A 24,201-nucleotide genomic window follows, 5' to 3' on the forward strand; every position below is an offset into this window, starting at 1 on the left:
TAGGAGGAAGCCATGACATTAACAGATATTGCTATCCAAAATTTACGACGGCGAAAAGGCAAAACGATCTTTTTACTGCTTACGTTTATCTTAGTAGTCGGCATAACCGTTTCACTAAACACCTTGGCTAGAAGTATGCAAGACGATTTGCAAAAAAGTTTAACCCAGTATGGTGCTAATGTCGTCATCACTCCTAAGTCGGAACATTTTACACTTAGCTATGGTGGCCTCTCCGTCCCTGGTGTTGATTACGATATCAAACATCTGAATAAGGATGTTGTGACAACAATCACCCAAGCCCAAGGGCTTGGAATCAACGGAATTGCCCCCACAATCGTTGGTTTAGCCTCAGGGGGGAGTAAGAGTTATCTGATCGTCGGCGTCGATTTTTCCATTGAACTAAAGATGAAACCTTGGTGGCATATTCAAGGGCAAGTGCCCAGTGACGGAAAAGTTATTGTCGGTTCGGACCTCGCACGGCAAGAAAATCTTAAGATAGGAAGCTCTCTAGAACTTAATCATCAGAACTATCCTGTTGTTGGGATAATGCAGCCAACAGGTGGCTCAGAAGACAATGGAGTATTTTCAAATTTTAATACTTCTCGCACCATTACTGGAATAGATTCTTGGTCCATGATCGAAATTAATTCTGCTCAACCGGATAAAACGGCAACCCTTTTGAGTGAACTTTTACCAGAGGCTAAAGTCGCTGAACTATCCCAACTTGTTCAAGGAACCCAAGAAAGCGTTGATCGTTTTTCAAATTTTTCCTTGATAACATCCACGTTATTGGGAATTATCGGCGTTCTGATTGTATTTGTTACGACTTTAGGAAACATCAATGATCGTATTTCAGAAATTGGCGTCTTTCGAGCCATCGGTTTTCGACATCGCCATATTCTTTCCATTCTCATCAGGGAAATTGTCTTGGTAAGTCTATCTGGGGGTGTTCTGGGGTATCTCATTGGAGCGTTCGCCCCGCCCTGCTTGGTCCAATGGTTATTCAAAAAACCGTTCCTATTCAATTTCACCCCGTAATAACTTTCTCTTCTATCGGCATCTCTGTCTTAATCGGGGTTGTTTCGATACTTCTTGCTATGCAAGCGGTACTGATAGATCCTTCAGAAGCACTTTCGCATATCTAAAATATATTTGGCAAGGTCGTAGTCTATCAAAACCATACTAGATTAAATGAAACTATGTGCCCAAATGAGGAGGAATTCTATGCAAGGTCAACGCCTCCGGACCATCGTAGGTACAGTAGGTTTGATTGCAGTCGTAATGGTGTGTGTTTTGTTTGTATATCAGTATTCATTCGATATCAACACAGGCATCCACCCGACTCTTTGGATGGCTTTCATCGCCGGGCTGCTTTCTTTTGTTTCCCCATGTTGCCTGCCGCTGTATCCTTCGTATATTTCCTATATCTCCGGAATGACCTTTTCGGGTAACGAAAAACATCTCTGGTCACATCGTTTAAAGGATGATTCTCCCATACTACAATGGAAAACATTATACCTGATTTGGAGGATATAACATGACAAGTGCTAAGAAAACACAAAATCTCAAGGCAATCGTGATCATTCTCTTACTAATCTCCAGCATTGTTGGTGCGGGTGCCTACGGATATTTCAGAGGTAATTCTTCAGCAGCCACTTCTTCCGCTTCTTCGGCTAACAGTGATTATAATAGCTTAAAAAACCGGGTCACTGTGCTTAGTCAACAGGTACGATCAAACCCAAACGATATTCAACTCCAATTGGATTTAGGAAATTCCTATTATGATCTTGGAACTGCGGCTCGAACTGCAGCTCCGAACGAAGCCAAAGACGATTATATTCAATCAACTATATATTACCAAAACGTTCTTAAAACAAAAGAAGATATTAATGTCTTAACTGATATGGCGACGGCTGCTTTTTACAGTGGGCAAAACGACTTAGCCGAAAAGAGCTTTCAAAAGGCTATTAATGAGAACCCCGATTTCCAACAGGCCTTATTTAATTATGGAGTCTACCTGTTCCAGATTAAAAAGGACTACACCTCAGCCATACGGTTATGGCAAACTGCCCTAGATAAGGATCCAAACGGACCTAATGCTGATGAAATCAAACAGCTTATTGCCAAGGCTAAAACAGGACAAGGTTCGTAGATTTCCTATTGCTTACCTTTCACCGCTCCTAGATCATTTCTTATTTTAGGATATACTCATTTAGTATTTCTAAATTAACAAGAGTATTAGATGCATGAATTAGTCTAGTAAATCTTAATAATTATAAGGAACGCACCCATTTAGGCGAGTGCATTCCTTATAATCTATAAGAAGCAGTTTAAATTTATTAAAATTTCAACAAAAAATGTCCTCCATTTGCCCAAAAGATTGCCAAAAGTAGACGTTCCTATTCATAATAAGCTGATAATCTAAGCTATGCGTTTAGTTAGGAGAGAGTCGATTTATGAGAATATTACTCGTTGATGATGAAAAGAAAATTACGTCGGTGCTTAAAGCCTACCTTCAACAAGAAGGATTTCAAGTCAGTACGGCCATAAATGGCATTGTCGCTCTGACCATGTTTAAAGAGAACCCCTATGACCTCCTCATCCTAGATTTAATGCTTCCTGGTATGTCAGGGACGGAAATTTGCACCGAGATCCGCAAAACATCCTCAGTCCCCATCATCATGCTCACGGCCAAAATCGAAGAAGAGGACCGAATCCAAGGCCTAAGTATTGGAGCTGATGATTACATTACGAAACCCTTCAGTCCTCGTGAAGTGGTTGCTCGGGTTCGGGCAGTTCTTCGTCGAGCGAATAACGAAACGTCCCTCCTCGCGGACGTCATTACTTATGACAATGGCCTCACTATTGATAACATACAGCATGAAATTCGGCTTCATGATCAAGAGGTCTTATTAACTCCCACCGAATTTAAAATCCTGGGCGCTTTAGCCAAACATCCAGGAAGAGTGTACTCTCGTGGCCAACTGGTGGAAATCGTTCAAGGGCACGACTTTGAAGGTGATGATCGTGTCATTGATGCACATATTAAAAAGATCCGCCAGAAAATCGAGACCACCCCGAGCGATCCTCAAATAATCATGACTGTCTACGGCATAGGTTATAAATTCAATCCCAGTGTTGGAGGAAAAAATGCGTAAAAAATTATTTCTGTCCACTCTTATCATCACACTCATCACGTTAACCTTCAGCATGCTTGCTGTAAATCTTGTCTTCCATCGACAATTCAGTAATTATTTAACCGTGACGAGCGAAACAACTATAGAACAATTACCTGCTCGTCTAAGCGCTGTTTATCAGAGCAAAGGAACCTGGGATCCAGTATCACTCGATGAAATTAGCTATTCCCTCCCGGTTGGAACAACTGTTATACTAACGGATCCTAGCGGTAAAAAGATTGCTACGTTGAGTAACATGATGGACGACATGATGCATAGTCAAAGCGGTATGAGTATGGGGATGAGCATGTCCTCTTCCTCAATTACTAGTTGGAAAACGAAAACCTTAACAGTGTCTGGACCTCAGGGAACTTTAGCTACAGCTTATGTCCAATACCCTTCATCTGCACCGATTCTCAACCCCCAAGATGTCCAATTCCAGTCCTCAGTCTTTTACTCCTTACTCTTCGCTGGAGGTCTAGCACTTGTGTTTGGGATAATCCTCAGTTACTTCACAAGTCGTCGTCTCGTCGCACCACTGAAACGTCTAACTCTAGCCGCTGATCGTATCGGCAAGGGACACCTCGATGAACGTGTGGTTATTCAAACCAAAGACGAGGTTGGACGATTGGCATACGCGTTTAACGTAATGGTAGACAATTTGAACCGCCAAGAAACTCTCCGCAAACAGTTTACCGCTGATATCGCTCACGAACTGCGCACTCCCTTAACTTCCATCAAAGGCTATATCGAAGCCTTCCAAGACAACGTCCTGCCTGCTGATGAAGAAAACCTCTCCTCCATCCATGAGGAAATTGACCGCCTTGTTGATTTATCCAGCGACCTAAAAGATTTAAATGTAGCAGAAATGGGGGTTTTAACCCCTGTCTTTGAACCTGTAGACTTAAAGCATCTTATAGAAAAAGTAATTCGTAGTCTCAATCCCCTAATCCAAGAAAAACAATTGATTCTGAGTTGGAACTTCCCGCCAGAACCCGTGACAACATCAGGTGACAGACGACTTTTAACGAGACTCTTTTATAACCTTATTCACAATGCCTATCGGTACTCGAATATCGGCGGTCATGTAATGATCACACTGACACTGACACCAATGCCAGATTCTACTACCATTCGAATCAAAAATACTGGTGACGGTATCCCCGAAGAGGATCTTCCTTTTATCTTTGAGCGATTTTACCGAGCCGACAAATCCCGAACTCGTGATACTGGGGGGACGGGAATTGGTCTCGCATTAGTAAAACAGATTACAACCCTTCACCAGGGAACGATTACTGTTCAGAGCAAAATAGGTCAAGAAACTGAGTTTATAGTCCAACTCCCTAAAGAGGTAGAAAATGGTGTGGGTTAAACTCTCGCTAAGCTATGCCTCTCTAATGCTCTATTTCAAAAACAAAGCAGGGATTTTTACAAATTTTTCAGCAAGAAGTAAGGCCATAGAGATCTAACCTAATTGGCTACTCTCTATGGCCTTTAATATTTTAGTAACAAGAAGCCTATGATCATTATTGGAAAAACTATTTTATCTACCCATTCTTCCCGAGGACCCCATCATTGTTTTAACACTTGAATTTTGGCTCGATGGTTGAGTGGCGCTAGAAGCATTCGCTTGATATTGGTTGCGTGTTCCACCCATGCCTTGCATGCTTTGCATATTACTCATCTGGCCATTCATTGGGGTACTCATTGGCATGGTCTGCATTTTGGGGGACATGTTCTGCCCCATATTATTTATAGATGCATTAGAACTCATTGGGGTATAGATATCTGTCTGGGTTGTAGATGTCTGATCGGGTTGAGAAGACTGTGTTTGAGCCGTCTGAGCAGGTAGTGTTTGATTTGTCTGAGACGTTGTTCCCGGCACTGCTCCCATGCCTGGGACATTGTTGTGGTTCACATAAGCGGATGTATTGGAAGGTTGAGTCGATGTGTCTGTGGTATTGCTCCCCATGGTCGCTGCATTCACGATCCCTGCCACTCCTACTACTAAAGCCATGGACAATGTCACCATTAATGTTCTCTTTTTCATACTACAATTCAATCCTTTCATTGATGAGTTTAAGTAATGTTTGATAATCAACAGAATGTAGAACCAGTTTCGATTTTCTGTGTGACTCTCACCGCCTGCAGTCACCACAGTATTCGTACACCTTTTCGGTTATGGAGGGGTAGGTTTAGAAACATATCTTATAATTTTTTCTTCAAGGGTACCCCCTTAAATTCCAGTTCCTTTTACGAAATTGTCTACTAGGTGGAGGGGTTGAAGCGCAAGAATTATCGATTCAGCAGACCTTACAACTAGCCAAAAGCGGAAACGAACTTGTTAGAGAAGAGTTTATTGAAAATCACAAACCATTCATCATGAAAATAAGCTTTAATCTATGCAAGCACTATCTTACCTGGGGACACGATGACGAACTTAGCATCGCCTTAGTCGCTTTAATGAAGCAATCGATAAATATGAACCTGACGAAGGTACCTCGTTTTACGGATTTGCCAAAACAGTCATCACACGACGATTAATTGATTACTTTCGCAAAGAGTCGAAACATCAATTACTCTCGCTTTCTCCTTCGGAGTTTGATAATGATGCCCATTATAGCTATGATTCAGATGTGTCTTTCGAAATGTATAAAGAAAAAGAACAAAACTATAATTTCTCTGAAACAGTTAAAAGTTATGTTCTGGTACTGGCCGAATATGGAATAACCTTAGAAGATTTAGTCAAGATTTCTCCTAAGCATCGTGACAGTAAAGCAACTCTCTATAGAGTAGCTCTAGAACTTTGTGGTCAGCTCGATTTATTACATTACTTAACTAAGAATAAATGTCTGCCTCTCAAAGAGTTAGAACTCCTTACCGGAATAAAACGCAAGGTACTAGAAAGAGGAAGAAAATATCTGATTGCCACAGTGTTAATCCTATCCGATCCGGATTTCAGTTCTCTAAAAAGTTTTACACAAATTGACTCGATAACGTTAAGAGAGGGGTTAGCGTAATGGATAAGACCAGAGGAATAGTCATGAAAACCTCAAAAAGAAACACGATCCTTTACACAGAACGTGGTGACTATTTGGAAATCAAAACACCGAAGACCACTCCCCTTCTCGGACAAGTTGTTGAAGTGGATCTACCTATTCGTAAAGCTTTAAACCAAAGATTCCTTAAATTTGGTTCTATTGCCGCCATGCTGTTACTTGCCTTGGGCCTAGGTGTATTTAACATAGTCTCTAGCGCAAATACCGCTGTGGCTGCCGTTGTGATGGATATTAATAATAGTAAGGAACTATTCGTTAACCGTGATGCCAAAGTCCTCAGGGTGATCGATTTAACTCAAGGAACTAAAACTTCAGAATCTGAGCTTAAGCTTCAAGGAAAAGACATCTATACATCTGTGGACCTATTGATCGATCAAGCGAATGCTCAGGGAATCTTAAGGCAAAGTAAAAACCTAGTAATGGCAAGCATTATACCCCTAGATAACCGTCAGGTAAATGTCGTTGATCAAGCGAAGCTCCGTGATTCTATCGGTCGCCATATGCTTGAGAAAAACATCTCTGCCGATCTGATGGTAAGCAAGACAGATGAAACCACTCAAAAAACAGCTCAAAGCCTTGGTATGAGTCTGAATCATTATCTGGTATATAAGCGGTTAATGGATAATGGATTAATTACAAATTCGAACGGTTCAAGTTCCAACGATACTTCTCATATGTTGACAGAAGCAAATACTACGATAAATTCACTTTTCCCGCAAGAAAGTATGACGATAACTCCTCAAAGCGAAACAAACCAAGAGCAGCCCAACTCAATGGGAACCCCGATGGCTGGCGGAAAAATGCCCTCCATTAGTTCCCCGGAATCAAGTTCAAGTCAAAATCAAAGTCCCTCAAATATGATGAACACCATACCCCCATCCAATCAAACCAAGCCTGCCAATCCCTCAATGAGCAGCACTCCTTCAAAGCCAATGCCCATGCAAGGTGGCTCGAGCAGCACAAGTAGCTCTGGTGAACAAGGTATGATGCCTTAAATGTCAAAAACAAGAGCCTTTCACACACAAACGTGTTAAAAGGCTCTTGAAATATTATAAACTCATTGACGAAATAACTCCTCCCGCTCCTCTTCCGGAATCCCAAGGAGGATGAGCGCCTGGGTGTAGGTCAGATTCGTCACCAGTGACGAATCTGGATGGCCGTCACTGTCGGAGGAGGCAAGCAGTTTCGTCCCATACTCTTCGCAGAGCTGCATTAACCTATCGGCCGTTCGCTGAGAGTAACTGACCGATTCCTTCAACCACTTGCCCCATTCTCCATAGGGAAGCAGGTCCTTGGCCTCCTTCAGGCGCCGGCCGATCTCAAGGGCGCTGATAAGGAGGATTTTCCCGGCCTGATGTCTGATCGTGTTTATTTCAGCCGCAATCACAAGCGGCGTACGTTCTGTGATCAAATCATTCATGATATTACCTGCCCTTTCTGTTACTTTATTCACAGAATATGGGGCCAGGCTTATGCGTGTGACAAACCTCACTTAAATAGCTTGTCAAAGAATCAGAATGGTGAACCTTACTTTTTAATAGGTTGGCCGCAGACTGTAACCTTTGGACAAGCAGGATCATAAAATAAACGGACGGGCTGATTTCAAAGCGGCCGGTCAATAGATCGGAAAGGATGTGAGGACGATGGCAGTAAGTACGACTTCCTTAAATTCAACGCTAATTGTGAAATACCAGACCGGGACCACGCCCTCCGGCGACCCGGAACTCAAGCAGAGAAGCCTAAATTACTTGAAGGCTGAGGCCACGGAACAGGATGTTTATGATGTGGCGGCAGCTTTATTTAGTCTTGGACAGCATCCGCTAACGAACGTGCTCCTGAGGAAAAATTTTGAGCTGCTCGATGAGTAACCCTTCGGTAAATTTGTAGAAAAAGAGGTGGTACTATGGCTGTAACGACGAATAGGGTGGTAAAGTTAATTTTTACGACTGCCGGCGGCAAAACGTTTTCCATCACTATCCCCGATCCGAGGGAAGACCTAGATAAGGCTCAGGCCGAGGCCGTTATGGATACGATCATTGAGAAGAATGTATTCCTTACGTCCAGCGGCGAGCTGATCGGAAAGCGGGATATTAAGGTTGTTGGAACCACGACCAACGACTTCTACGACCCGCCACAAGTTTAGCTGGGCAAAAAAGAAAGGCGGCCGCGTGGCCGCCACTTCTCGCCTAACTTGTGGTAAGACAAACTAAGCGCCGGCATATACCTAGAACGGCCCATGCTCCGGACCTCTGACAGCCTACAGAGAAACACACGCCAGAGAGGCCCCCTCCAAAGAGTCCAGAATCAGCATCCCTTCTCCTTGGAAATTTTCCCAGAATGTATAACATCCCTGATGACTGTCGGTTCGTCTACACATAAGTCTTAACTCTAAGATTAATACTTTACATATTATCTCCACCAATGAGGCTTATTATGTTGAATTAGTCCTCCAGATACGACGGTTAAAAATAATCTCTTAGTCCCTGTGCGAATACACCGGCGTGTATGATCTCGATCTACAAAATATGGATTATAAATTTTTACAATTAATAGCGTTATTTTCTTTACGCTGCGCTAGTAGCGGTTTACACTAATGTATGTCCGCATTCGTTTGAGCAATGCCATGGAGACCGCTCACCCCATCCATCTCAACGGCCATCAATTCTATGTCACCGCTTGTGACGGAAACACGATCCTCCCGATCAACGTCTTTTGAGAAACAATATACTAGCTTCTTTATGGGATACTTGGGATATTGACCTTTTGGAGGCGGGATGATAACAACGGTTCTTTACAAACAATAACACCTATCGGTATGTTCGATACTGGAGAGCAATTAGTGCAAACCGTTATAATAAAAAAAGACAGTGACTCGATGAGAAGCCTCTGCCCTTTTTAATTTTCGCTGAGTTCTTTTACTTCACTTTAGTAGTATTAAGTATGGGGTCCTGCCAGTTCCGGTTTTCCAATGGAATATCCTTGGCCGTTGATGAGGTTAACACCTACTTTTGGATATACCCTCCGCCCATCATGCCGTATCCTCCACTGGTTCCATTTGCTCCATTGCCACCCATCATGCCGTATCCTCCACCGGTTCCATTTGCTCTATTGCCACCCATCATGCCGTATCCTCCATTGGTTCCATTTGTATTACTGGGAGAAGAAGGGGCTGGGGTTATTGATTGACTTGTTGTTGGGGAACTCGCATTAGCAGTGTTAATATCAGCGACAGTTCCTTGATATTGAGTTGATGATACGGACGGTGCCGAACCAAGCGTTTGTCCGGATGACCCGGAGTTTAAGGCGAATGCTGTACCAGAAAGGGCCATCACGCCTGCAATTGAGAGTCCTACAATCCATTTTGTTTTATTCATCATTTTTCCTCCTTTAATTTCATTTGGGAATGAATTATAACTTTAACAGCACCCGTGTCTTCATGTCTCAAAGTATAGCGAATCAATTCGATTTTGCTGTGAATGAGTTATGAATTTCTTATGAATTTACGCTTGTCTCAGGGGCCAAAGTAAACGGATGCAAAATTAAGGCTTAGAACTATAGAACATTCTAAGCTTATATTTTAAAATTCCAAAAATCGTTGGGGCTTTTGAGTCTCTAAATATAAATAGTAGGCCAATAACCGCTAACAGCCCCATCCCTGCTCCAAAATAAAACGGGGTTTGAGCACCAAAGTTGTCCCATAGGATTCCGGCAATAAAGGAAGCAGGTAGAAGGGCAACTCCGACTAAGGCTGCATGCATACCGATTACCGTACCCCTTAAGTCCGATGGTGCAATATCTGAAAGCAGGGCTTTTTCAACACCATCTGTAAAGGCTGTATATAGACCGTAAACGATAAATAATAGCCATAAGGTCGAAGTTTGGGTAACTTGGGCAAATCCGAAATAGACGATAGCGTAGATAAGATATCCCGTTACCAAAACACGTTTTCGACCTATTAAATCAGATAATTTTCCGGCAGGGATGGATACCAGAGCATAGCTAATATTAAAGGCCATGTAAAGCAGTAAAACATTAGGGGTTGAGACGCCCAATTTACTTGCTCGTAATAATAGGAATTGGTTAGACGAATTCCCAAGTGTAAAGATAAAAGCCAATATCAGAAACTTTTTTAATTTTGTGTCCAGCTTAGACCAGGCAAAAGAAAATTCTTTCTTAACCGACTTAATCTTGCTTGGCCTTTTAACAAATAAAAGAGCAATAATCCCCAACAGGGCTGGAATCGTCGAAAACCAGAAAATACGTTTGAAATCAGTGATGTTTCCACTTACTAGTACAAAAGCGATAATCACTCCAATGACCGCCCCCATTGTATCCATGGCCCGGTGGAGACCAAAAGCATAACCCCGGGAGCCTTTTTGCATTGAGTCGGCAATAAGAGCATCACGAGGTGCGGTGCGTATTCCTTTGCCGAGACGGTCGATAATCCGGGAAAGCATTACTCCTCCCCAAGATCCGGCCAAAACGAGAACTAACTTGCCTAACAGGGAACCACTGTAGCCAGAAATTGTGAGTTCCTTTTTCTTTTGCGTTTTATCGGCTAAGTAGCCGGAAAACACTTTGAGTAAGCTGGCTAAACTTTCGGCAATCCCTTCAATAATGCCTATAATAGCCGGACTTGCTCCCAACGCGGTAGAGAGGAAAATGGGGAGTAAGGGATAAACCATTTCACTGCTTATATCAGTTAACAAGCTGACAATGCCAAAAAGCACTACGTTAAACATCAAAACGCACACTCCTCAATCCCAACCGACTGAGTACTTAATACCTGTGTATTAATTTGCATATTTTTTGATAACTTTTTTTGAAGTCTCATTTGAGTATTTCCCATAATGAAACAGTCGCAGGCCCAGGTTAGTTAAAGGTTTAAATAATGGGTTAATCAGCCAAATAATTTTGCCGCTGACTATGCCTATAACTATACCAGCAAGCACATCTGTTGGCCAATGCACGCCTGCATAAACACGGGCAAATGCTACGAGTATGGCCAAAATTGTAAAGCTCCATCTAACCCAAAAAGATGCTTTTCTCCAGGACCCTGCAGCAAAACCAAAGCTGCCTGAGGTGTGATCGCTGGGAAATGAAGTATCCAACGAATGGGGAATGAGCTGGGTAAAGGTTCCTTTCGGAAGAGTCACAAAGGGGCGGGGGCGGAAGAAGAACTGACCGATTATAGCATTAAAAACTAAAGCCAATACACCCGAAAATCCTGCCATAACCAGCGCGTGACGCTTTTCTGATTCGGATTTGGGTAAGGTAAACCAGGCAAGTAAAAATAACACTGCATATAGTTCTAAAGCATATTGAGCAAAAAACGCCATCAGTTTGTCTACTACGGGATGGTGGCCAGCCCAGTGATTGATGAGATGGTAGCCAAAAAGATCAAATGAATTCATTATGTTGTTTCCTCCAGTTCATTTTTACTTTAAGAATAATAAAAACATTATCTCCAAAAACATACTCGTTAGTTAAGACGAGCAAAGACAATTAAAAGTTCACACCATGCAAAAAATTTTTTGCAAAAAACAAAAGTGAACCTTCATAAGAAAATAATTGGGTGAGTTAAAAAGTTTTTGTGAACATTTTGGCTTAAACCGCCGTCTTTAATATAGGCAGGTCAAAATAACGGAAAGGACGGCATTCATAAATGATTGAAGTAATAACAGTTATCCTTTTATTTCTGGTTTTAGCATGGGTCGTAAAATTAGCTAGCAAGCAACCATAAAATAATCAGTCTAAAATAAAGAGCTAGATTCCCAAGAAGTCTGCAACTTACTGCTAAGTTAATAGTTTATAAACCTAAGGTAAAAAAATTTTGACAAAGACAATGAACTTTTTATATATTCCTATCGTCTTTATGTTTAGAAAGCTTTTAACGTGGCAGTACTTAAGGAGGACTACAAATGGATTTCATTAAAACGTTGGTTGATCTTTTTTTACATCTGGATAAAAATTTAGGACTAGTCATTCAAAATTATGGAATGTGGACCTATTTCATTCTATTTATTCTCGTTTTTCTCGAAACTGGGTTGGTTGTCACTCCATTTCTACCCGGGGATTCCTTACTCTTTGTCGCCGGGGCCTTTGCCGCCAGCGGTTCATTAAACGTTATTTTACTTGTTATTATGCTTGGCTTCGCCGCTATCTTAGGTGATACAGTTAACTACCAAATCGGTCATTTTATCGGGCCCAAAGTATTTACCAGAAATAATACGCGTCTCTTTAAAAAGGAACATTTAGAGCGAACTCAACAGTTTTATGAAAAACATGGGGGCAAAACGATCATTATCGCAAGGTTTATTCCGGTTATCCGGACGTTTGCCCCTTTCGTAGCCGGAATAGGAGAAATGCCTTACTTGCGCTTCTTGTCATATAACCTCATTGGAGGAATCTCTTGGGTAGCAATTTTGCTCTTTGGTGGGTATCTCTTTGGTAACCTGCCAGTGGTCAGACACAATTTTTCCACCGTAATTCTTGCTATTATTTTCGTCTCGATTTTGCCTGGAATCCTTAATTTCCTCAAAGCAAAACACCAGTTACTATTAAAGCGGTCTTAAGGTGGTAAAGGTATAGAAGATGGACGATATACAAGGTCTGTTGCTCCGTATTATTTATGAATACCGATATTTCGCACTCTTGTTGATGCTTTCATTGGGAATGGTTGGGCTACCTGTACCGGATGAATTTGTGATGGCATTCAGTGGTTTCCAGGTTAGCTTGGGGCGCATGGGCTATAGTAAAACATTGCTTATAGCAGCTCTCGGTAGCTTTATTGGTACGAATCTGAGCTATTGGATTGGAAGACGGTTAGGAAAGCCTTTATTAGATCGCATTGCCCCATACCTGCACTTTAATGAAACCAAACTATCTGAGGTAGAAGTTTGGTTCAGACGGTTTGGCGGTAAAATGATTGTTGTAGGTTATTTTTTTCCGGGTTTCCGCCATTTTATAGCCTACTTTGGGGGTATAAGCAAGCTAAAATACTTGCGGTATGTGACATTCTCCGGTATGGGTGCCGTTCTCTGGACTGCTACATTCATTACGATGGGCATGTTTTTGGGTATATACTGGGAGAGTACCGTAATGAAGATAAGGCATCTGCTTATTCCTGGGGGTATTTTTTTGGGTGCTCTACTCATTATTGGTTATCTTTATAATGTAAAAAAACGAGCTAAAACCTAGCTGAACCTAAAAGTAAGTATGGATGTTTGGGGAAAGGAGGAGGGCAAATGCTTTATGGAGATCGATCTTAGACTTATTGAACAGGTTCTGACGGGGGAAAAAGAAGCTTTTAATCAACTCGTCATTAATTATAGTGCTTACGTTTATCGGACAGCATTTGTCTTTCTCCGAAATGAGTCGGAGGCTGAAGACGCTTCGCAGGAAATCTTCCTGAAAGTATACCGTTCCATTCATCGTCTGAAAGATATTAAGGCGTTTCCTGCATGGTTTAAGAAAGTTATTACGACGGTCTGCCTGGACCGGATGAAAGGTAAACAACTTGATCTAGATCCTGACATTGAATCAATACCGACAACTGCAGCGGACCATTGGGAGCGCCGGATTGAATTTCGGGAAGCTCTTGGTAAACTCAGCGCGGAAGAACGCCAAATCATTATACTTTTTGATTGGCAAGGTTACAGCTACCAGGAAATCGCCACTCTTCTAGAAATTCCGCTTGGAACTGTCAAATCCCGGCTCCATGCCGCTAGGATGCGTTTAAGAACATTACTTTCAGATTAGACAAAAGGGGAGGGAGATCATTATGGAGTGCCTGCAATGTATAGAGCACCTGTCCGAATTTCTGGATGGAGAATTAGATGCCAATAAATACCGGGAAATTGAAGATCATTTACATTGTTGTCCGGAGTGCCGCCAAGTAAGGGACGAGTTAGCGGCTCTAAGCAAAGAAATTAACCAGAGTATCGCCAGCATACCCGTTCCCACCAACTTATCTATGCGGATTCTCTCTGCGATTGAGAAGGAACAGTATAACACTGCCAAAGATATTTGGTTGACAAGCATTCTCTTAGCAGTTTTCGCCAGCCCGATTTTGCTTGTTTTCTCGCGAACGTTCTCTAGTGTGTTTCATTTGGTTTATGCCACAGGGTCTGCCTTCTGGCGTTCACTCATGACCATTGCCACACTTTTTTCTCCATGGGCCACGGTGACTGTCGGAGTCCTATCGCTGGTGCTGATGACCATGGGCCTTTATATCATTAAAACGCTATTGACTAAATTCGAAGTAAATGAGGTGATCCCATGAAGCCGCAAGTGAAGCTAAGTATACTCTTAGTTATAGCTTTACTGCTTCTTTTTCCAGGTAACGCACTAGCCGATGAATTATCGGCCCAATTTGGCGGGAATCCCTTGGTGGTTCCAGTTGGACATTCGGTGGACTCCGTCTTTGCCCTTAGTACAGATGCTCATATTAGCGGATCGGTCAAAGAGGTCGTTTTAGTGATTAATGGCGATATTTACCTTGAGCCGACTGCTCAGGCTGATCTGGTGATTGACTTAGGAGGGCAGGTTTTTAACCCCGCTAATGTAACCGCCAATACAGGCATATTCCGCTTAAGCTTAACCCCGCAGTTTGTTAATCAACTATTTATTGGGTTAGCGATGATTTTAGGTCTTTGGCTGGCTAGATTAATTATCAGCGTTTTAGGTATCGTTTTGCTTACCGGTCTTGGATTTCTTCTGCGTAAGCGTGTACAACAAGGAGTAAATCTACTTCAGGCATCTTCTTTGCGATTGTTGGCAATTGGTATGGCAGCATTCTTGATAATGTTAGGTTTACTTATTCTTCTTTCGTTAACGGTAGTTGGTATCCCCTTGGCTATTCTGGTTCTCGTTGTGGGTATAGCAGCCATTTTTTTAGGAATTCTACCGATAATGGAGTTTATCGGACAAAAAGCTCTGACACCACGTTTATTGGAATATCCGGCCTTAAGTAAATGGTTTATCCTTGCTATCGGTTTGGTTGCCGTTCTTAATCTTCCTTTGATAGGAGTTATTGTTCTTCTTAGTGTGGCTTTCGCCGGTCTAGGAGTTACTTTAACCACCGGCTTGATCTATTTCAAAGAGCGTAGATCCAGTAAGCTAATTAAATAATATTGGTCTGAAAGGAGATCCTATGACCTCAGCACATCTTATCGCCTATGTCACCCAATATGGTTATTTGGGCTTATATGCCATATTGGGTATATCTATTTTAGGAATACCTATTCCCGATGAGACTTTAATGGTATTCATCGGTTATATGACTTTCGAAGGAAAACTAAATCCCATATTAGCAGTATTAGCAGCAGCAAGTGGAAGCATCAGTGGGATTACCGTTGCCTACTTATTAGGAAAATTTTTTGAGCAAAAGGTATTGACCCATCTAAAAAAACATGCCGGAAGTGCCCGCCTGGAGAAAGTAATCAATTGGTATCAAAGGCATGGTGGGAAACTCTTAACAATTGGCTATTTTATTCCGGGAGTCCGCCACTTATCTGGTTACATTGCCGGAATAAGCCGTTTAAAGTACAGGAGTTTCGCTTTCTTTGCTTATTTGGGTGCAATTATTTGGGTCACTCTTTGGGTTAGTCTCGGACGGTTATTAGGGAGCCGTTGGAAAGTCATTCTCCCAATTGTTCACCGGTATGCATTGATTTTAGGCGTAATAGCAGCAGTACTGCTTCTTGCCATCTATCTTTTCTATAAAAAACATGAACGTATAGGGCCTTGGCTGTATAACCAATCGCGGCGGTTGCCGGAACGTTACATGTCTTTAGGTACACGTCGTCTTTTCGTTACTATCGCCGGGTTGCTCTTTTTGGTACTGTTTATGTTCTTAATGGGCTTGATTCAAGATTTTGTAGCCCAGGAAGTTGGGCAATTTGACGATCTTGTAGTTGATTGGTTAGCGGGTTCTGCACCTTTGTTTTTGGTTTCGTTTATGCAAAAGATCAATGCCATCGGGACTCAATTGTTTATTCTGGTTGTCTTGATAATCGCGGTAGTAATACTTCGGTTCTCGACAAAACGTTGGACACATGTATTACCTCTGACTTTTGCTTGGGTCGGCGGTACTTTAATTGATTATCTCTTTCGTTTAATTTTTAGGGGCTACAGCTATAATCTATTTGAAAATCTCACACCGTTTCAGGCTTCAAGCCAGGGATTTCTACTCGCGGCTTTAACCTTTTATGCCGTACTTGGTTATCTATTGGGGCGACACAGAACTTGGATTACTCAATTGCTAATTGTCGTTGCAGACCTTTTTCTTTTGCTTTTCTTGGCTTTAAGCCCTGTTTATTTGCGGATTCATCCCCCTAGCACAATGGTTATGAGCCTAACAGTCAGCGGACTATTGGCTTTGATTTGCCTTTTTGTATACGAATTTCGTCTTTATTCTTATGAGTAATCTCGGCTGTTTCTATAAAGATAATAAGGCAATATTTGAGGAGAATTATTTATGAAGGGGATTCGATCTATTTTTTGCTATTTTGGAGGACAAATCTATGAATGTTCTCGTAACCTTGAATTCAAACTATCTAAATCAATTAGTTGTTATGCTTACTTCTTTAACACAATCAAACCCAGGAATTCATTTTACAGTGTATATTGCTCATACTTCTATGACCGAAGGGGATTTTAAGTTTATAAACCGACATGTAGATTCTGAAAACTGTACAATTGTTGAAATGAGGATTGACGATAATTTGTTTCATGATGCTCCCATTACTAAACGTTATCCAAAAGATGCTGACGATATTCTTTTTCCGAAGAGGCTAAGTGATAAGCTACCCCAAAGCCAATGATTATCGCCAGGGCAACCACTACGCCGTAAGATCTTAAAGAAAATCCCCCGATGCTAAATAAAGTTTGCAGCAAATGCTACGTTCCTCCCTCTCAGAATATCTTACTTCTAAATCAACTTGGCTAAATCTTACTATTTCTATTGGATTTTTAATGAAGAAGTTGTAATTTATTATTAAAGGGCAGCCTCTCCTATGGAGCCACTGCCCTATTTTGGGTTACCTTCTACTCACTTACCCTCTAAATCATATTTTTTGCTTTGAAATTCCACGGAATCTATCTCGCTACGCGCATAGCGTTCACGTAAAATGTCTAGTCCGGTATTCTGCTTACCGAATCTATTTGTATAAACTTGAGAAGACTTACGACGAAACAAATAGACACCCAGTAGAATGATCCCAATTCCGAAGATGAGTGGCATGATCGTCCCCATCATCACACCCATCCACCCATAACCACCGTATCCATAACAACCACCATTTCCCCATCCTCCCATCATATTCCCCCAGTTACCCATCATGTGAATTCCTCCTTCAATCGATTTAATTAATGCAATTCTAAGAATTAAAACCTATCTTGATTTTTTATCTCTAAGCAAAGCTACTCTTCGTTAATTGATATCAACTATTTTTGTACCGAAAGTTCTTGCTTCCGCTCTAGATACTCTTCTCTATTAATCTCACCTCGTGCATATCGATCATTTAAGATATCCAGTGAAGTGCGTGCCTGAGATTGATGGTTCGTGAAAAACGACCCTCCAGTATTGTTTGAATTAAACATATAAAAAGCAACGATAACCAATAGAATAAAACCAAGCATCATTTAAAATTCCCCCTCATTTATTTTTCGCCCCGTAGATCTTCATTTTACTGCTGAGTTTCGCTTAATTTATTGTTCTTCCATGACCTTAGTGTAACCCTAGGTTACGATAATCTGATGAAAAAGTTGTGAATTTCTTATGAATGAAGATATCCGCCCTATTTATCTCTTTGCTCTCTTACCGAGATTGCAACTTTATATAGGATTGTAATAAGCAGCATCTCAATCGCATATACCCCCAGTGTTACGGATATCTCGGTATTTGTTATCACATACTCCGTGACTCTATCAAAGGGATCGGGAATAAATCCGCCTATCACTAATCCCATCCCTTTATTACTACGAAACACAACAGAATCAGGACCGCTGGACCAGCAGCAAAGGCAGAGGACAGAAATCGTGCCGCCATAATCGCGGATAACCAGAGGTGCGTGAAATTCATAAAAGAGCAGTTGCCTATTACAAAGCAACTGCTCTTTTCTACAAACTAAAACGAGACTTATCAGCTCATTAAATCTCGTTTACGGCTTTGGTATTCCGTGAAATTTATATTTCGCCCCGCGTATAGCGTTCACGAAACCGCTGCTGACAAAATAGCGCCTCTGGAAAGCAAATAAGGACTCGGGACCAAGCTTCACTGGGTCGGAGCTAAAAATTACTATTGATATTGGCAAATCCGAAGAACACCTAGTTAATCAATGACAAGCTGGGAATATCGATTAAAAAAGGTCCGGTACCCTAGTTGAACAAAGAGAATAACTGTTAGGGAAACGCTGCCTAAAATTCCTAACATGATCGCAATTTGATACTCTATGGCTAATAATGGGGAGGAGCCGGAAAGAATTTGACCGGTCATCATTCCGGGTAAAAAAACAATTCCCATTCCCACCATTGAATTAATCGTTGGCAGAATGGCAGCGTCGAATGCTTCATTGACGATCGTTCTGGCTGCCATTTTCGGAGTTGCACCAAGCATAAGCGCCGTTTCGATCGCAGCCCTGTTTCCGCGTATTCCATCATTTAAACGGGAGACTCCCAAAGAGATTCCCGTCATGGAATTTCCGATCAGCATTCCTGCAATGGGTATAAAATAACGCGGTTCATACCAGGGAGTTAACTGGATCACCACATACAGAAAATAAAGCAAGCTTGCCAAGGTGCCCCCGAGCATGGAAATAGCGATGATTCTCTTTAACCGTGTCGAAAGAACGGATTTTACCCGTTTGAGAATGTTAAATATCGAAAATATTTCCATTACCGCGATGATTAAGACAGTATATAAAGGATGACTATGGTCAAAAACATAGGCCAGCAGATATCCAACCAAAATAAGTTGGACGGTCATCCGTATTGTGGCGATCAGAACCTCTTTCTCCCGGGGAATCCCTCTTCGTTTGAGAATCACCATCAAAATAAGCACAAATACGTAAGCAACGATCAATTGAAAGATGGATAAATCAGTTGTATCCATGTTAACCCTCCTTGACAATAAAAGCTCGGCCATTCCGTATCTCCACAATCTGGTCTCCATAGGCATCCGCAATCTTACGCGCATGGGTAACCATAATCAGGGTTTTATGATTTTGTTGAACGGACTGAACCATTTCCTCAATAACCAATTGTTCCGTTTCTTCGTCCAAAGCAGATGATGGTTCATCTAACAGAAAAACTTCAGGTTCCATCAGAAGCACTCTGGCAAGTGCCAGCCGCTGCTTCTCCCCCGGATAAGTCTCTTGAAGGTTCATCGAGATCCTTTTGCAAGTGCACCTGGAGCAAAATATTTCTTAGCGTATGATCGTCCACCATTGGTTTTTCAGAAAATTTAAGACCGATCAGCAAATTATCCCGTACCGAACCCTCAAAGATGACTGGATTTTGTGCCAGCATTACGACTCGTCTGCGCAGTTGAACAGAATCCATTTCATCAAGGGATTGATTCTGAAAATAGATACTTCCACTGTCACAAGAGATTAGTTTGTTTAGCAATCGTAATAACGTTGTTTTGCCGCTCCCACTGCGTCCGATAATACAGGTTGTTTTTCCGCTGGGAAAAGAAATAGTCTCAATTTCTAAGATATCTTTATACCGGATTTGCTTTAAAACAAACATTTGTTCCGCTCCCTCTATTCCTCAATGATTTCCTGATACAACTCCCTGCTTTTCATTTTGGCTTCTTCCAAAACTACTTTGCCTTGGGCTGTGAGACTATAATATTTCCTGACTTTTCCTTCAATTACTCGTTCTTCCCTTTCAAGTAATCCATCCATTTCCATGCCGTGAAGGATGGGGTATAAAGTTCCGGCACTCATGGAATAACCATGCTTTTTTAATTCTTCAATTATCCATAGCCCAAAAAAAGGCTCTTTATTAGCATGATGCAAAATATGAACTTGCACAAAAGCTAAAAATATCTTCCTATATAATTTATTCACATTTAATCTCCTTATATTGATATTCGATATCGTATATCGTTATTATAGCAGAGTTAATTCTTTAAGAAAACTAAAACTCTCTGATGAGATAGGAATTACAAATTTCGGTAGAATTCCTAAAACATCATTTAATGAGGGTGTTCCGGCAGTAGTCCCTGTTGTAGTTGGTGCCGGAGTAGGGGCAGGTGCCTGTGTAGCTACCTGCGCTGCAAGATAAAATCTGATTTGAAATAAATCTTTCACCGAATATGACTTTGTTCACATTTGGATATGACATTGATATAAAATCAACCCATCTTTTGTAAGGACGTATTCAATCCCTTTTGAATATACTCATAACGGAGGATATTTAAATGCTTAAATTTAGCATTCGTTCGCCGTGATTTGGGCAATCCAAACGCTATATCCAAGGCGAAGCCCTTAATGTTAGCTTCTAGCTCTGAAGTTTGTAATATCTTACTTAATGAGGAGGTTAGCTTATGTCCTCTCGTCAAGACCTCTCAATCTGGGCTAATGTCTCTGAACAGGAATGGAACGATTGGCACTGGCAAATCTCTCAGCGAATTACTACGGTTGAAGAGTTGAAAAAAGTTATCCCTCTAACAGACGCGGAAGAAGCAGGCATTGTTCATTGTCTGCAAACTCTACGCATGGCTATAACTCCGTATTATGCCACGCTAATGAACCCTGAAGATCCAAAATGCCCAATCCGTCAGCAAGCTATTCCCACCTCTTTAGAGCTCCATGTTGGACAATTTGATCTTTATGACCCTCTGCATGAAGACACGGATTCGCCAGTACCCGGATTAACCCACCGCTACCCGGACCGTGTTCTTCTTCTTGTTACAGATCAATGTTCAATGTACTGTCGACACTGCACTAGACGCAGATTGGCAGGCCAAACGGACCGGCCTCTTCCCTCAGAACACTTTAATCAGGCACTTGAGTACATACGCTCCACCCCGCAAGTACGGGATGTCTTGATCTCCGGCGGTGATCCCTTTACATTATCCGATGATCACTTAGAGCATATCCTCTCAAGTTTGCGGGCCATCTCACATGTAGAAATTATTCGAATCGGGACCAGAACGCCTGTTGTATTGCCTATGCGCATCACTGACAACCTTGTTCAGTTGTTGCGTAAATACCATCCCATTTGGGTCAATACTCACTTCAATCACCCAAAAGAAATGACGATCCAAGCTCAAGCAGCCCTGGCACGTTTAGCGGACGGTGGAATCCCATTAGGAAATCAATCCGTTCTCCTTCGGGGCATTAACGACTGCCCTAATATTATGAAGAAACTTGTCCACGAATTGGTTAAAAATAGAGTCCGGCCTTACTACATTTATCAATGTGACTTATCGAAAGGGATTGAACATTTTCGAACATCTGTTTCTAAAGGAATCGAGATCGTGGAAAACTTGCGTGGTCATACGAGTGGATATGCCGTTCCTACTTATGTCATTGATGCTCCGGGAGGAGGAGGCAAGATTCCCGTCAGTCCGCAATATCTTATATCAATGGGGGCAAACAAGGTCGTGCTTCGAAACTACGAGGGAGTTATTACAGTATACGATGAACCAAATCGAATACAAGAAGTTTGCCAGTGTGAGTACTGTCGGCAAAACGATCTCCCGCTGGGGGTGTTGACATTGCTCAACCACCAAAAGATTTCCCTTGAGCCTGAAAACCTTGACCGTCGCCATCGCCATGCCATACCCAATAACTTTAGACTTTAAGCTGAAAGGAGTTTTAGAGATGACTTTGGGCTGTCCTTACGGAACCCACCGGGTGCTCGAACCTAAAGGGGTGTTCCCCCAACCTGCCCTGCGCTTGAATAACGATTTTTCCATCCTCTATGACAACGAAATCCTTATCGAGGTAGAAATCTTAAATATTGATTCCGCTTCCTTTACACAGATCAAACATCAAGCCGATGGAGATCCGGCAAAGATTGCCGATATTCTTTTAAAAACAGTCGCTCAGCGTGGTAAACAACATAATCCTGTTACTGGCTCTGGCGGCATGCTGGTAGGAAAAATAAAAGCGATCGGTTCCGCACTCCAACAACGCCCTATTCAAGTTGGTGACCCCATCGCGACCTTAGTATCCTTGTCCCTGACTCCTCTTCGTATTGATGACATTATTGCGGTCCATAAGGAAACTGAGCAAGTGGAAATCCGAGGGGAAGCAGTTCTCTTTGAGAGCGGCATCTATGCTAAGCTTCCTTCAGACCTCCCTCAAAAGCTCGCTCTTGCCGTTCTGGACGTTGCCGGCGCACCAGCGCAAACAGCAAAAATTGTTAAACCAGGAGATACAGTAGTGGTCATAGGGGGAGGAGGCAAGTCTGGACTTTTATGCTTACACGAGGCTTGCAAACGAACGGGAGTCACCGGAAAGGTGATTGGACTGAGTCATTCTGCAGCAGGAATAGAACGGATGAAAAAGTCAGGGCTCCCTGTTATCCCGCTTCAAGGAGATGCCAGAGATGCCCTATGGGTATTACATCAAATTGAGCGCTTAACTGAGGGAAGGTTGGCTGATTTAACGATAAATGTCGTGAACATCCCCCAGACTGAACTGGGCAGCATTCTGGCTACGAAAAACCGGGGGATTGTTTACTTTTTCAGTATGGCCACATCCTTTACAGCAGCGGCCTTAGGCGCTGAAGGGATCGGCAAGGATCTAACCATGTTGGTAGGCAATGGTTACACTGAGGGACACGCCGAAATTGCCTTGGAGGTTTTACGTGAAAACCTTCATCTGCGTCAACTTTACGAACGTACTTATGCCTGACATCGAATCTTGGGAGTACGAGTTATTAACGATAATCTCTAAATTACCCACACTTATTTTTACAGGCCTGAACAAGAATACGGGTAAGACGACTGCTTTTAATGCTCTCAATGCTCTGTTTCCGGACGAGGTCCTCGGACTGACCTCAATTGGCTATGACGGAGAAGCTTTCGACGCAATTTACAATCATCCCAAACCACCTATTCCAGTCTTTCCGGGACAATTAGTTCTTACTGCTGAACGCTTTCTTCCCGAAACAAAAACAGGCTATGTTCTTCTGGAAAAATGGGAAAATCACCCGCAGTTCGGACCTTGGCTTATTTTGCGTATAACTGCTCCCGGCAATTTTCGTCTGGCAGGACCTTCGACACTAGCCGAGCTCCGACTTGGAATCGCGAACCTACACCGGCACGGAGCAACGAGGATTCATGTTGATGGTGCCCTGAATCGACTCTCACCCATCTCCCTATTTTCTTCACGACATCCGTGCCCAGGGCACGTTAGAGCAGGATTCGACTCTCAAAATCCAGGGATCATTCTCAGCACGGGAGCTGCTTTAGGGGATTCCTTACAGGTTATTGTCGAACAATCTCTCTATATTCTGGAACTTTTTGACCTTCCAACCCTTTCTCACGTTGTAGCTACCACCAACTCCGAGTTAAACGTGAACGTTTCCTTTCAGCACAACGCTTATCTACTGCAGAACACTTGGAGTCGTTTACCCGCTTATCTTTGGTGTCAAGAATCGCTTATCCCACTATATCCTGAAGCAATTTATCTCCAAGGAGCCTTTACTGATGCATTCTACCTAGCACTTCGTGCTAAAAAACGTTTGCCTCAGAAGCTTATTGTACGCAGCCCTGCCCACATTTTACTTTCTCTGGATAGTTGGAATGATCTTAAGTCCCGCAATATCACAGTACTGCTGTTGGAACGTCCTGAACTGGCGCTGGTTACCCTCTGCCCTTGGCATCCACGAAATCCTATCCCCACACTTCAGCTCGCCGAAGCACTCCTTCCCTTTACCAAAGTTCCGTTAGTGGATGTACAAAGCCGGCTGGTATGGCTGCCCACAAAATTTGAGTAAGAGGT

Annotated in this window: 30 protein-coding genes and 3 pseudogenes; 19 read left to right on the top strand and 14 right to left on the bottom strand. The window is 42.3% G+C overall.

The window, feature by feature from the left end; translation table 11 throughout:
• Positions 1-12 precede the first annotated feature (12 nt).
• The 5 genes from VZF35_RS08390 to VZF35_RS08410 all read left to right on the top strand — a co-directional run bounded on the left by VZF35_RS08390 (position 13) and on the right by VZF35_RS08410 (position 4,548).
• Complete coding sequence (locus VZF35_RS08390) at positions 13-1,038, top strand: ABC transporter permease (protein WP_407312723.1); 1,026 nt, start codon at positions 13-15, stop codon at positions 1,036-1,038.
• A gap of 186 nt (positions 1,039-1,224) precedes the next feature.
• Positions 1,225-1,536, top strand: coding sequence for a cytochrome c biogenesis CcdA family protein (locus tag VZF35_RS08395; RefSeq protein WP_407312725.1), 312 nt, complete (start codon positions 1,225-1,227; stop codon positions 1,534-1,536).
• Position 1,537: 1 nt separating this feature from the next.
• Positions 1,538-2,152 (top strand): tetratricopeptide repeat protein, encoded by a 615-nt coding sequence (locus VZF35_RS08400; RefSeq protein WP_407312727.1) that lies wholly within the window; start codon positions 1,538-1,540, stop codon positions 2,150-2,152.
• A gap of 304 nt (positions 2,153-2,456) precedes the next feature.
• Positions 2,457-3,158 (top strand): response regulator, encoded by a 702-nt coding sequence (locus VZF35_RS08405; protein WP_407312729.1) that lies wholly within the window; start codon positions 2,457-2,459, stop codon positions 3,156-3,158.
• Positions 3,151-4,548 (top strand): sensor histidine kinase, encoded by a 1,398-nt coding sequence (locus VZF35_RS08410; protein WP_407312731.1) that lies wholly within the window; start codon positions 3,151-3,153, stop codon positions 4,546-4,548. Before VZF35_RS08405 ends, VZF35_RS08410 begins: the two co-directional genes overlap by 8 nt.
• Positions 4,549-4,719: 171 nt before the next feature.
• Here the strand turns inward: VZF35_RS08410 and VZF35_RS08415 are convergent, their stop codons facing one another.
• Positions 4,720-5,226 carry a hypothetical protein gene (locus VZF35_RS08415; RefSeq protein WP_407312733.1) on the bottom strand — a complete coding sequence of 169 codons (507 nt, stop codon included), beginning with the start codon at positions 5,224-5,226 and terminating at the stop codon, positions 4,720-4,722.
• Between the two features lie 251 nt (positions 5,227-5,477).
• Here VZF35_RS08415 and sigI point away from each other — a divergent pair.
• Both sigI and VZF35_RS08425 read left to right on the top strand, forming a co-directional pair.
• Positions 5,478-6,196: pseudogene (gene sigI / locus VZF35_RS08420) on the top strand (RNA polymerase sigma-I factor).
• Positions 6,196-7,230 carry an anti-sigma factor domain-containing protein gene (locus tag VZF35_RS08425; RefSeq protein ID WP_407312735.1) on the top strand — a complete coding sequence of 345 codons (1,035 nt, stop codon included), beginning with the start codon at positions 6,196-6,198 and terminating at the stop codon, positions 7,228-7,230. The pseudogene sigI and the gene VZF35_RS08425 overlap by 1 nt, the downstream one beginning before the upstream one ends.
• A gap of 65 nt (positions 7,231-7,295) precedes the next feature.
• Here the strand turns inward: VZF35_RS08425 and VZF35_RS08430 are convergent.
• Positions 7,296-7,655, bottom strand: a pseudogene (locus VZF35_RS08430) (DUF3102 domain-containing protein); the annotation flags it as partial.
• 223 nt (positions 7,656-7,878) lie between these two features.
• Here VZF35_RS08430 and VZF35_RS08435 point away from each other — a divergent pair.
• From VZF35_RS08435 to VZF35_RS08445, 3 genes are all read left to right on the top strand, one after another.
• Positions 7,879-8,103, top strand: a complete 225-nt coding sequence (locus VZF35_RS08435; RefSeq protein ID WP_407312737.1) for a DUF1659 domain-containing protein — start codon at positions 7,879-7,881, stop codon at positions 8,101-8,103.
• 35 nt (positions 8,104-8,138) lie between these two features.
• Positions 8,139-8,378, top strand: coding sequence for a DUF2922 domain-containing protein (locus tag VZF35_RS08440; protein ID WP_407312739.1), 240 nt, complete (start codon positions 8,139-8,141; stop codon positions 8,376-8,378).
• A gap of 450 nt (positions 8,379-8,828) precedes the next feature.
• The gene (locus VZF35_RS08445) at positions 8,829-8,951 is read left to right on the top strand and encodes a multicopper oxidase domain-containing protein (protein WP_407312741.1); all 123 of its coding nucleotides are present in this window, start codon (positions 8,829-8,831) and stop codon (positions 8,949-8,951) included.
• A gap of 286 nt (positions 8,952-9,237) precedes the next feature.
• On the opposite strand, the gene VZF35_RS08450 is transcribed toward VZF35_RS08445, so the two are convergent.
• The 3 genes from VZF35_RS08450 to VZF35_RS08460 form a co-directional block, all read right to left on the bottom strand.
• Complete coding sequence (locus VZF35_RS08450; protein WP_407312743.1) at positions 9,238-9,609, bottom strand: hypothetical protein; 372 nt, start codon at positions 9,607-9,609, stop codon at positions 9,238-9,240.
• A 165-nt stretch (positions 9,610-9,774) separates the two neighbouring features.
• Complete coding sequence (locus tag VZF35_RS08455; protein WP_407312745.1) at positions 9,775-10,977, bottom strand: MFS transporter; 1,203 nt, start codon at positions 10,975-10,977, stop codon at positions 9,775-9,777.
• Between the two features lie 51 nt (positions 10,978-11,028).
• Positions 11,029-11,649, bottom strand: a complete 621-nt coding sequence (locus VZF35_RS08460; RefSeq protein WP_407312747.1) for an undecaprenyl-diphosphatase — start codon at positions 11,647-11,649, stop codon at positions 11,029-11,031.
• A 507-nt stretch (positions 11,650-12,156) separates the two neighbouring features.
• Here VZF35_RS08460 and VZF35_RS08465 point away from each other — a divergent pair.
• From VZF35_RS08465 to VZF35_RS08490, 6 genes are read left to right on the top strand one after another with little or no spacing between them, the layout of a single operon-like run.
• Positions 12,157-12,810: a DedA family protein gene (locus VZF35_RS08465; RefSeq protein WP_407312749.1), complete on the top strand. Its 654-nt coding sequence runs from the start codon at positions 12,157-12,159 to the stop codon at positions 12,808-12,810.
• A 19-nt stretch (positions 12,811-12,829) separates the two neighbouring features.
• Positions 12,830-13,435: a DedA family protein gene (locus tag VZF35_RS08470; RefSeq protein WP_407312751.1), complete on the top strand. Its 606-nt coding sequence runs from the start codon at positions 12,830-12,832 to the stop codon at positions 13,433-13,435.
• Positions 13,436-13,489: 54 nt separating this feature from the next.
• A complete protein-coding gene (locus tag VZF35_RS08475; RefSeq protein ID WP_407312753.1) occupies positions 13,490-13,996 on the top strand; it encodes an RNA polymerase sigma factor in 507 nt (168 codons plus the stop codon).
• Positions 13,997-14,018: 22 nt separating this feature from the next.
• Positions 14,019-14,519 carry an anti-sigma factor family protein gene (locus VZF35_RS08480; protein WP_407312755.1) on the top strand — a complete coding sequence of 167 codons (501 nt, stop codon included), beginning with the start codon at positions 14,019-14,021 and terminating at the stop codon, positions 14,517-14,519.
• Positions 14,516-15,367, top strand: coding sequence for a hypothetical protein (locus VZF35_RS08485; RefSeq protein WP_407312757.1), 852 nt, complete (start codon positions 14,516-14,518; stop codon positions 15,365-15,367). The genes VZF35_RS08480 and VZF35_RS08485 overlap by 4 nt, the downstream gene beginning before the upstream one ends.
• Positions 15,368-15,389: 22 nt before the next feature.
• Complete coding sequence (locus VZF35_RS08490; protein ID WP_407312759.1) at positions 15,390-16,664, top strand: DedA family protein; 1,275 nt, start codon at positions 15,390-15,392, stop codon at positions 16,662-16,664.
• A gap of 320 nt (positions 16,665-16,984) precedes the next feature.
• On the opposite strand, the gene VZF35_RS08495 is transcribed toward VZF35_RS08490, so the two are convergent.
• The 9 genes and pseudogenes from VZF35_RS08495 to VZF35_RS08535 form a co-directional block, all read right to left on the bottom strand.
• A complete protein-coding gene (locus tag VZF35_RS08495; protein ID WP_407312761.1) occupies positions 16,985-17,134 on the bottom strand; it encodes a hypothetical protein in 150 nt (49 codons plus the stop codon).
• A 154-nt stretch (positions 17,135-17,288) separates the two neighbouring features.
• Positions 17,289-17,579, bottom strand: a complete 291-nt coding sequence (locus VZF35_RS08500) for an SHOCT domain-containing protein (RefSeq protein ID WP_407312763.1) — start codon at positions 17,577-17,579, stop codon at positions 17,289-17,291.
• 104 nt (positions 17,580-17,683) lie between these two features.
• A complete protein-coding gene (locus VZF35_RS08505) occupies positions 17,684-17,881 on the bottom strand; it encodes an SHOCT domain-containing protein (RefSeq protein WP_407312765.1) in 198 nt (65 codons plus the stop codon).
• Positions 17,882-18,036: 155 nt separating this feature from the next.
• On the bottom strand, positions 18,037-18,207 hold the full coding sequence (locus tag VZF35_RS08510; RefSeq protein WP_407312767.1) for a hypothetical protein: 171 nt from the start codon (positions 18,205-18,207) through the stop codon (positions 18,037-18,039).
• A 362-nt stretch (positions 18,208-18,569) separates the two neighbouring features.
• The gene (locus tag VZF35_RS08515; RefSeq protein WP_407312769.1) at positions 18,570-19,349 is read right to left on the bottom strand and encodes an ABC transporter permease; all 780 of its coding nucleotides are present in this window, start codon (positions 19,347-19,349) and stop codon (positions 18,570-18,572) included.
• Between the two features lies 1 nt (position 19,350).
• Positions 19,351-19,560: a hypothetical protein gene (locus VZF35_RS08520; RefSeq protein ID WP_407314899.1), complete on the bottom strand. Its 210-nt coding sequence runs from the start codon at positions 19,558-19,560 to the stop codon at positions 19,351-19,353.
• Between the two features lie 24 nt (positions 19,561-19,584).
• Positions 19,585-19,987, bottom strand: a pseudogene (locus VZF35_RS08525) (ATP-binding cassette domain-containing protein); the annotation flags it as partial.
• Between the two features lie 14 nt (positions 19,988-20,001).
• Positions 20,002-20,310: a PadR family transcriptional regulator gene (locus VZF35_RS08530; protein ID WP_407312771.1), complete on the bottom strand. Its 309-nt coding sequence runs from the start codon at positions 20,308-20,310 to the stop codon at positions 20,002-20,004.
• A gap of 42 nt (positions 20,311-20,352) precedes the next feature.
• On the bottom strand, positions 20,353-20,553 hold the full coding sequence (locus VZF35_RS08535; RefSeq protein WP_407312773.1) for a hypothetical protein: 201 nt from the start codon (positions 20,551-20,553) through the stop codon (positions 20,353-20,355).
• Between the two features lie 236 nt (positions 20,554-20,789).
• Here VZF35_RS08535 and ablA point away from each other — a divergent pair, with 236 nt between their 5' ends.
• The 3 genes from ablA to VZF35_RS08550 are packed head-to-tail and all read left to right on the top strand — an operon-like array spanning position 20,790 to position 24,196.
• Positions 20,790-22,052 (top strand): lysine 2,3-aminomutase, encoded by a 1,263-nt coding sequence (gene ablA, locus VZF35_RS08540; RefSeq protein ID WP_407312775.1) that lies wholly within the window; start codon positions 20,790-20,792, stop codon positions 22,050-22,052.
• Between the two features lie 19 nt (positions 22,053-22,071).
• Positions 22,072-23,109 carry an L-erythro-3,5-diaminohexanoate dehydrogenase gene (locus VZF35_RS08545; RefSeq protein WP_407312777.1) on the top strand — a complete coding sequence of 346 codons (1,038 nt, stop codon included), beginning with the start codon at positions 22,072-22,074 and terminating at the stop codon, positions 23,107-23,109.
• A complete protein-coding gene (locus VZF35_RS08550; RefSeq protein WP_407312779.1) occupies positions 23,063-24,196 on the top strand; it encodes a hypothetical protein in 1,134 nt (377 codons plus the stop codon). The genes VZF35_RS08545 and VZF35_RS08550 overlap by 47 nt, the downstream gene beginning before the upstream one ends.
• Positions 24,197-24,201: the final 5 nt, after the last annotated feature.

The sequence above is a fragment of the Desulfosporosinus paludis genome, from assembly GCF_045689965.1.
Classification (GTDB): domain Bacteria; phylum Bacillota; class Desulfitobacteriia; order Desulfitobacteriales; family Desulfitobacteriaceae; genus Desulfosporosinus; species Desulfosporosinus paludis.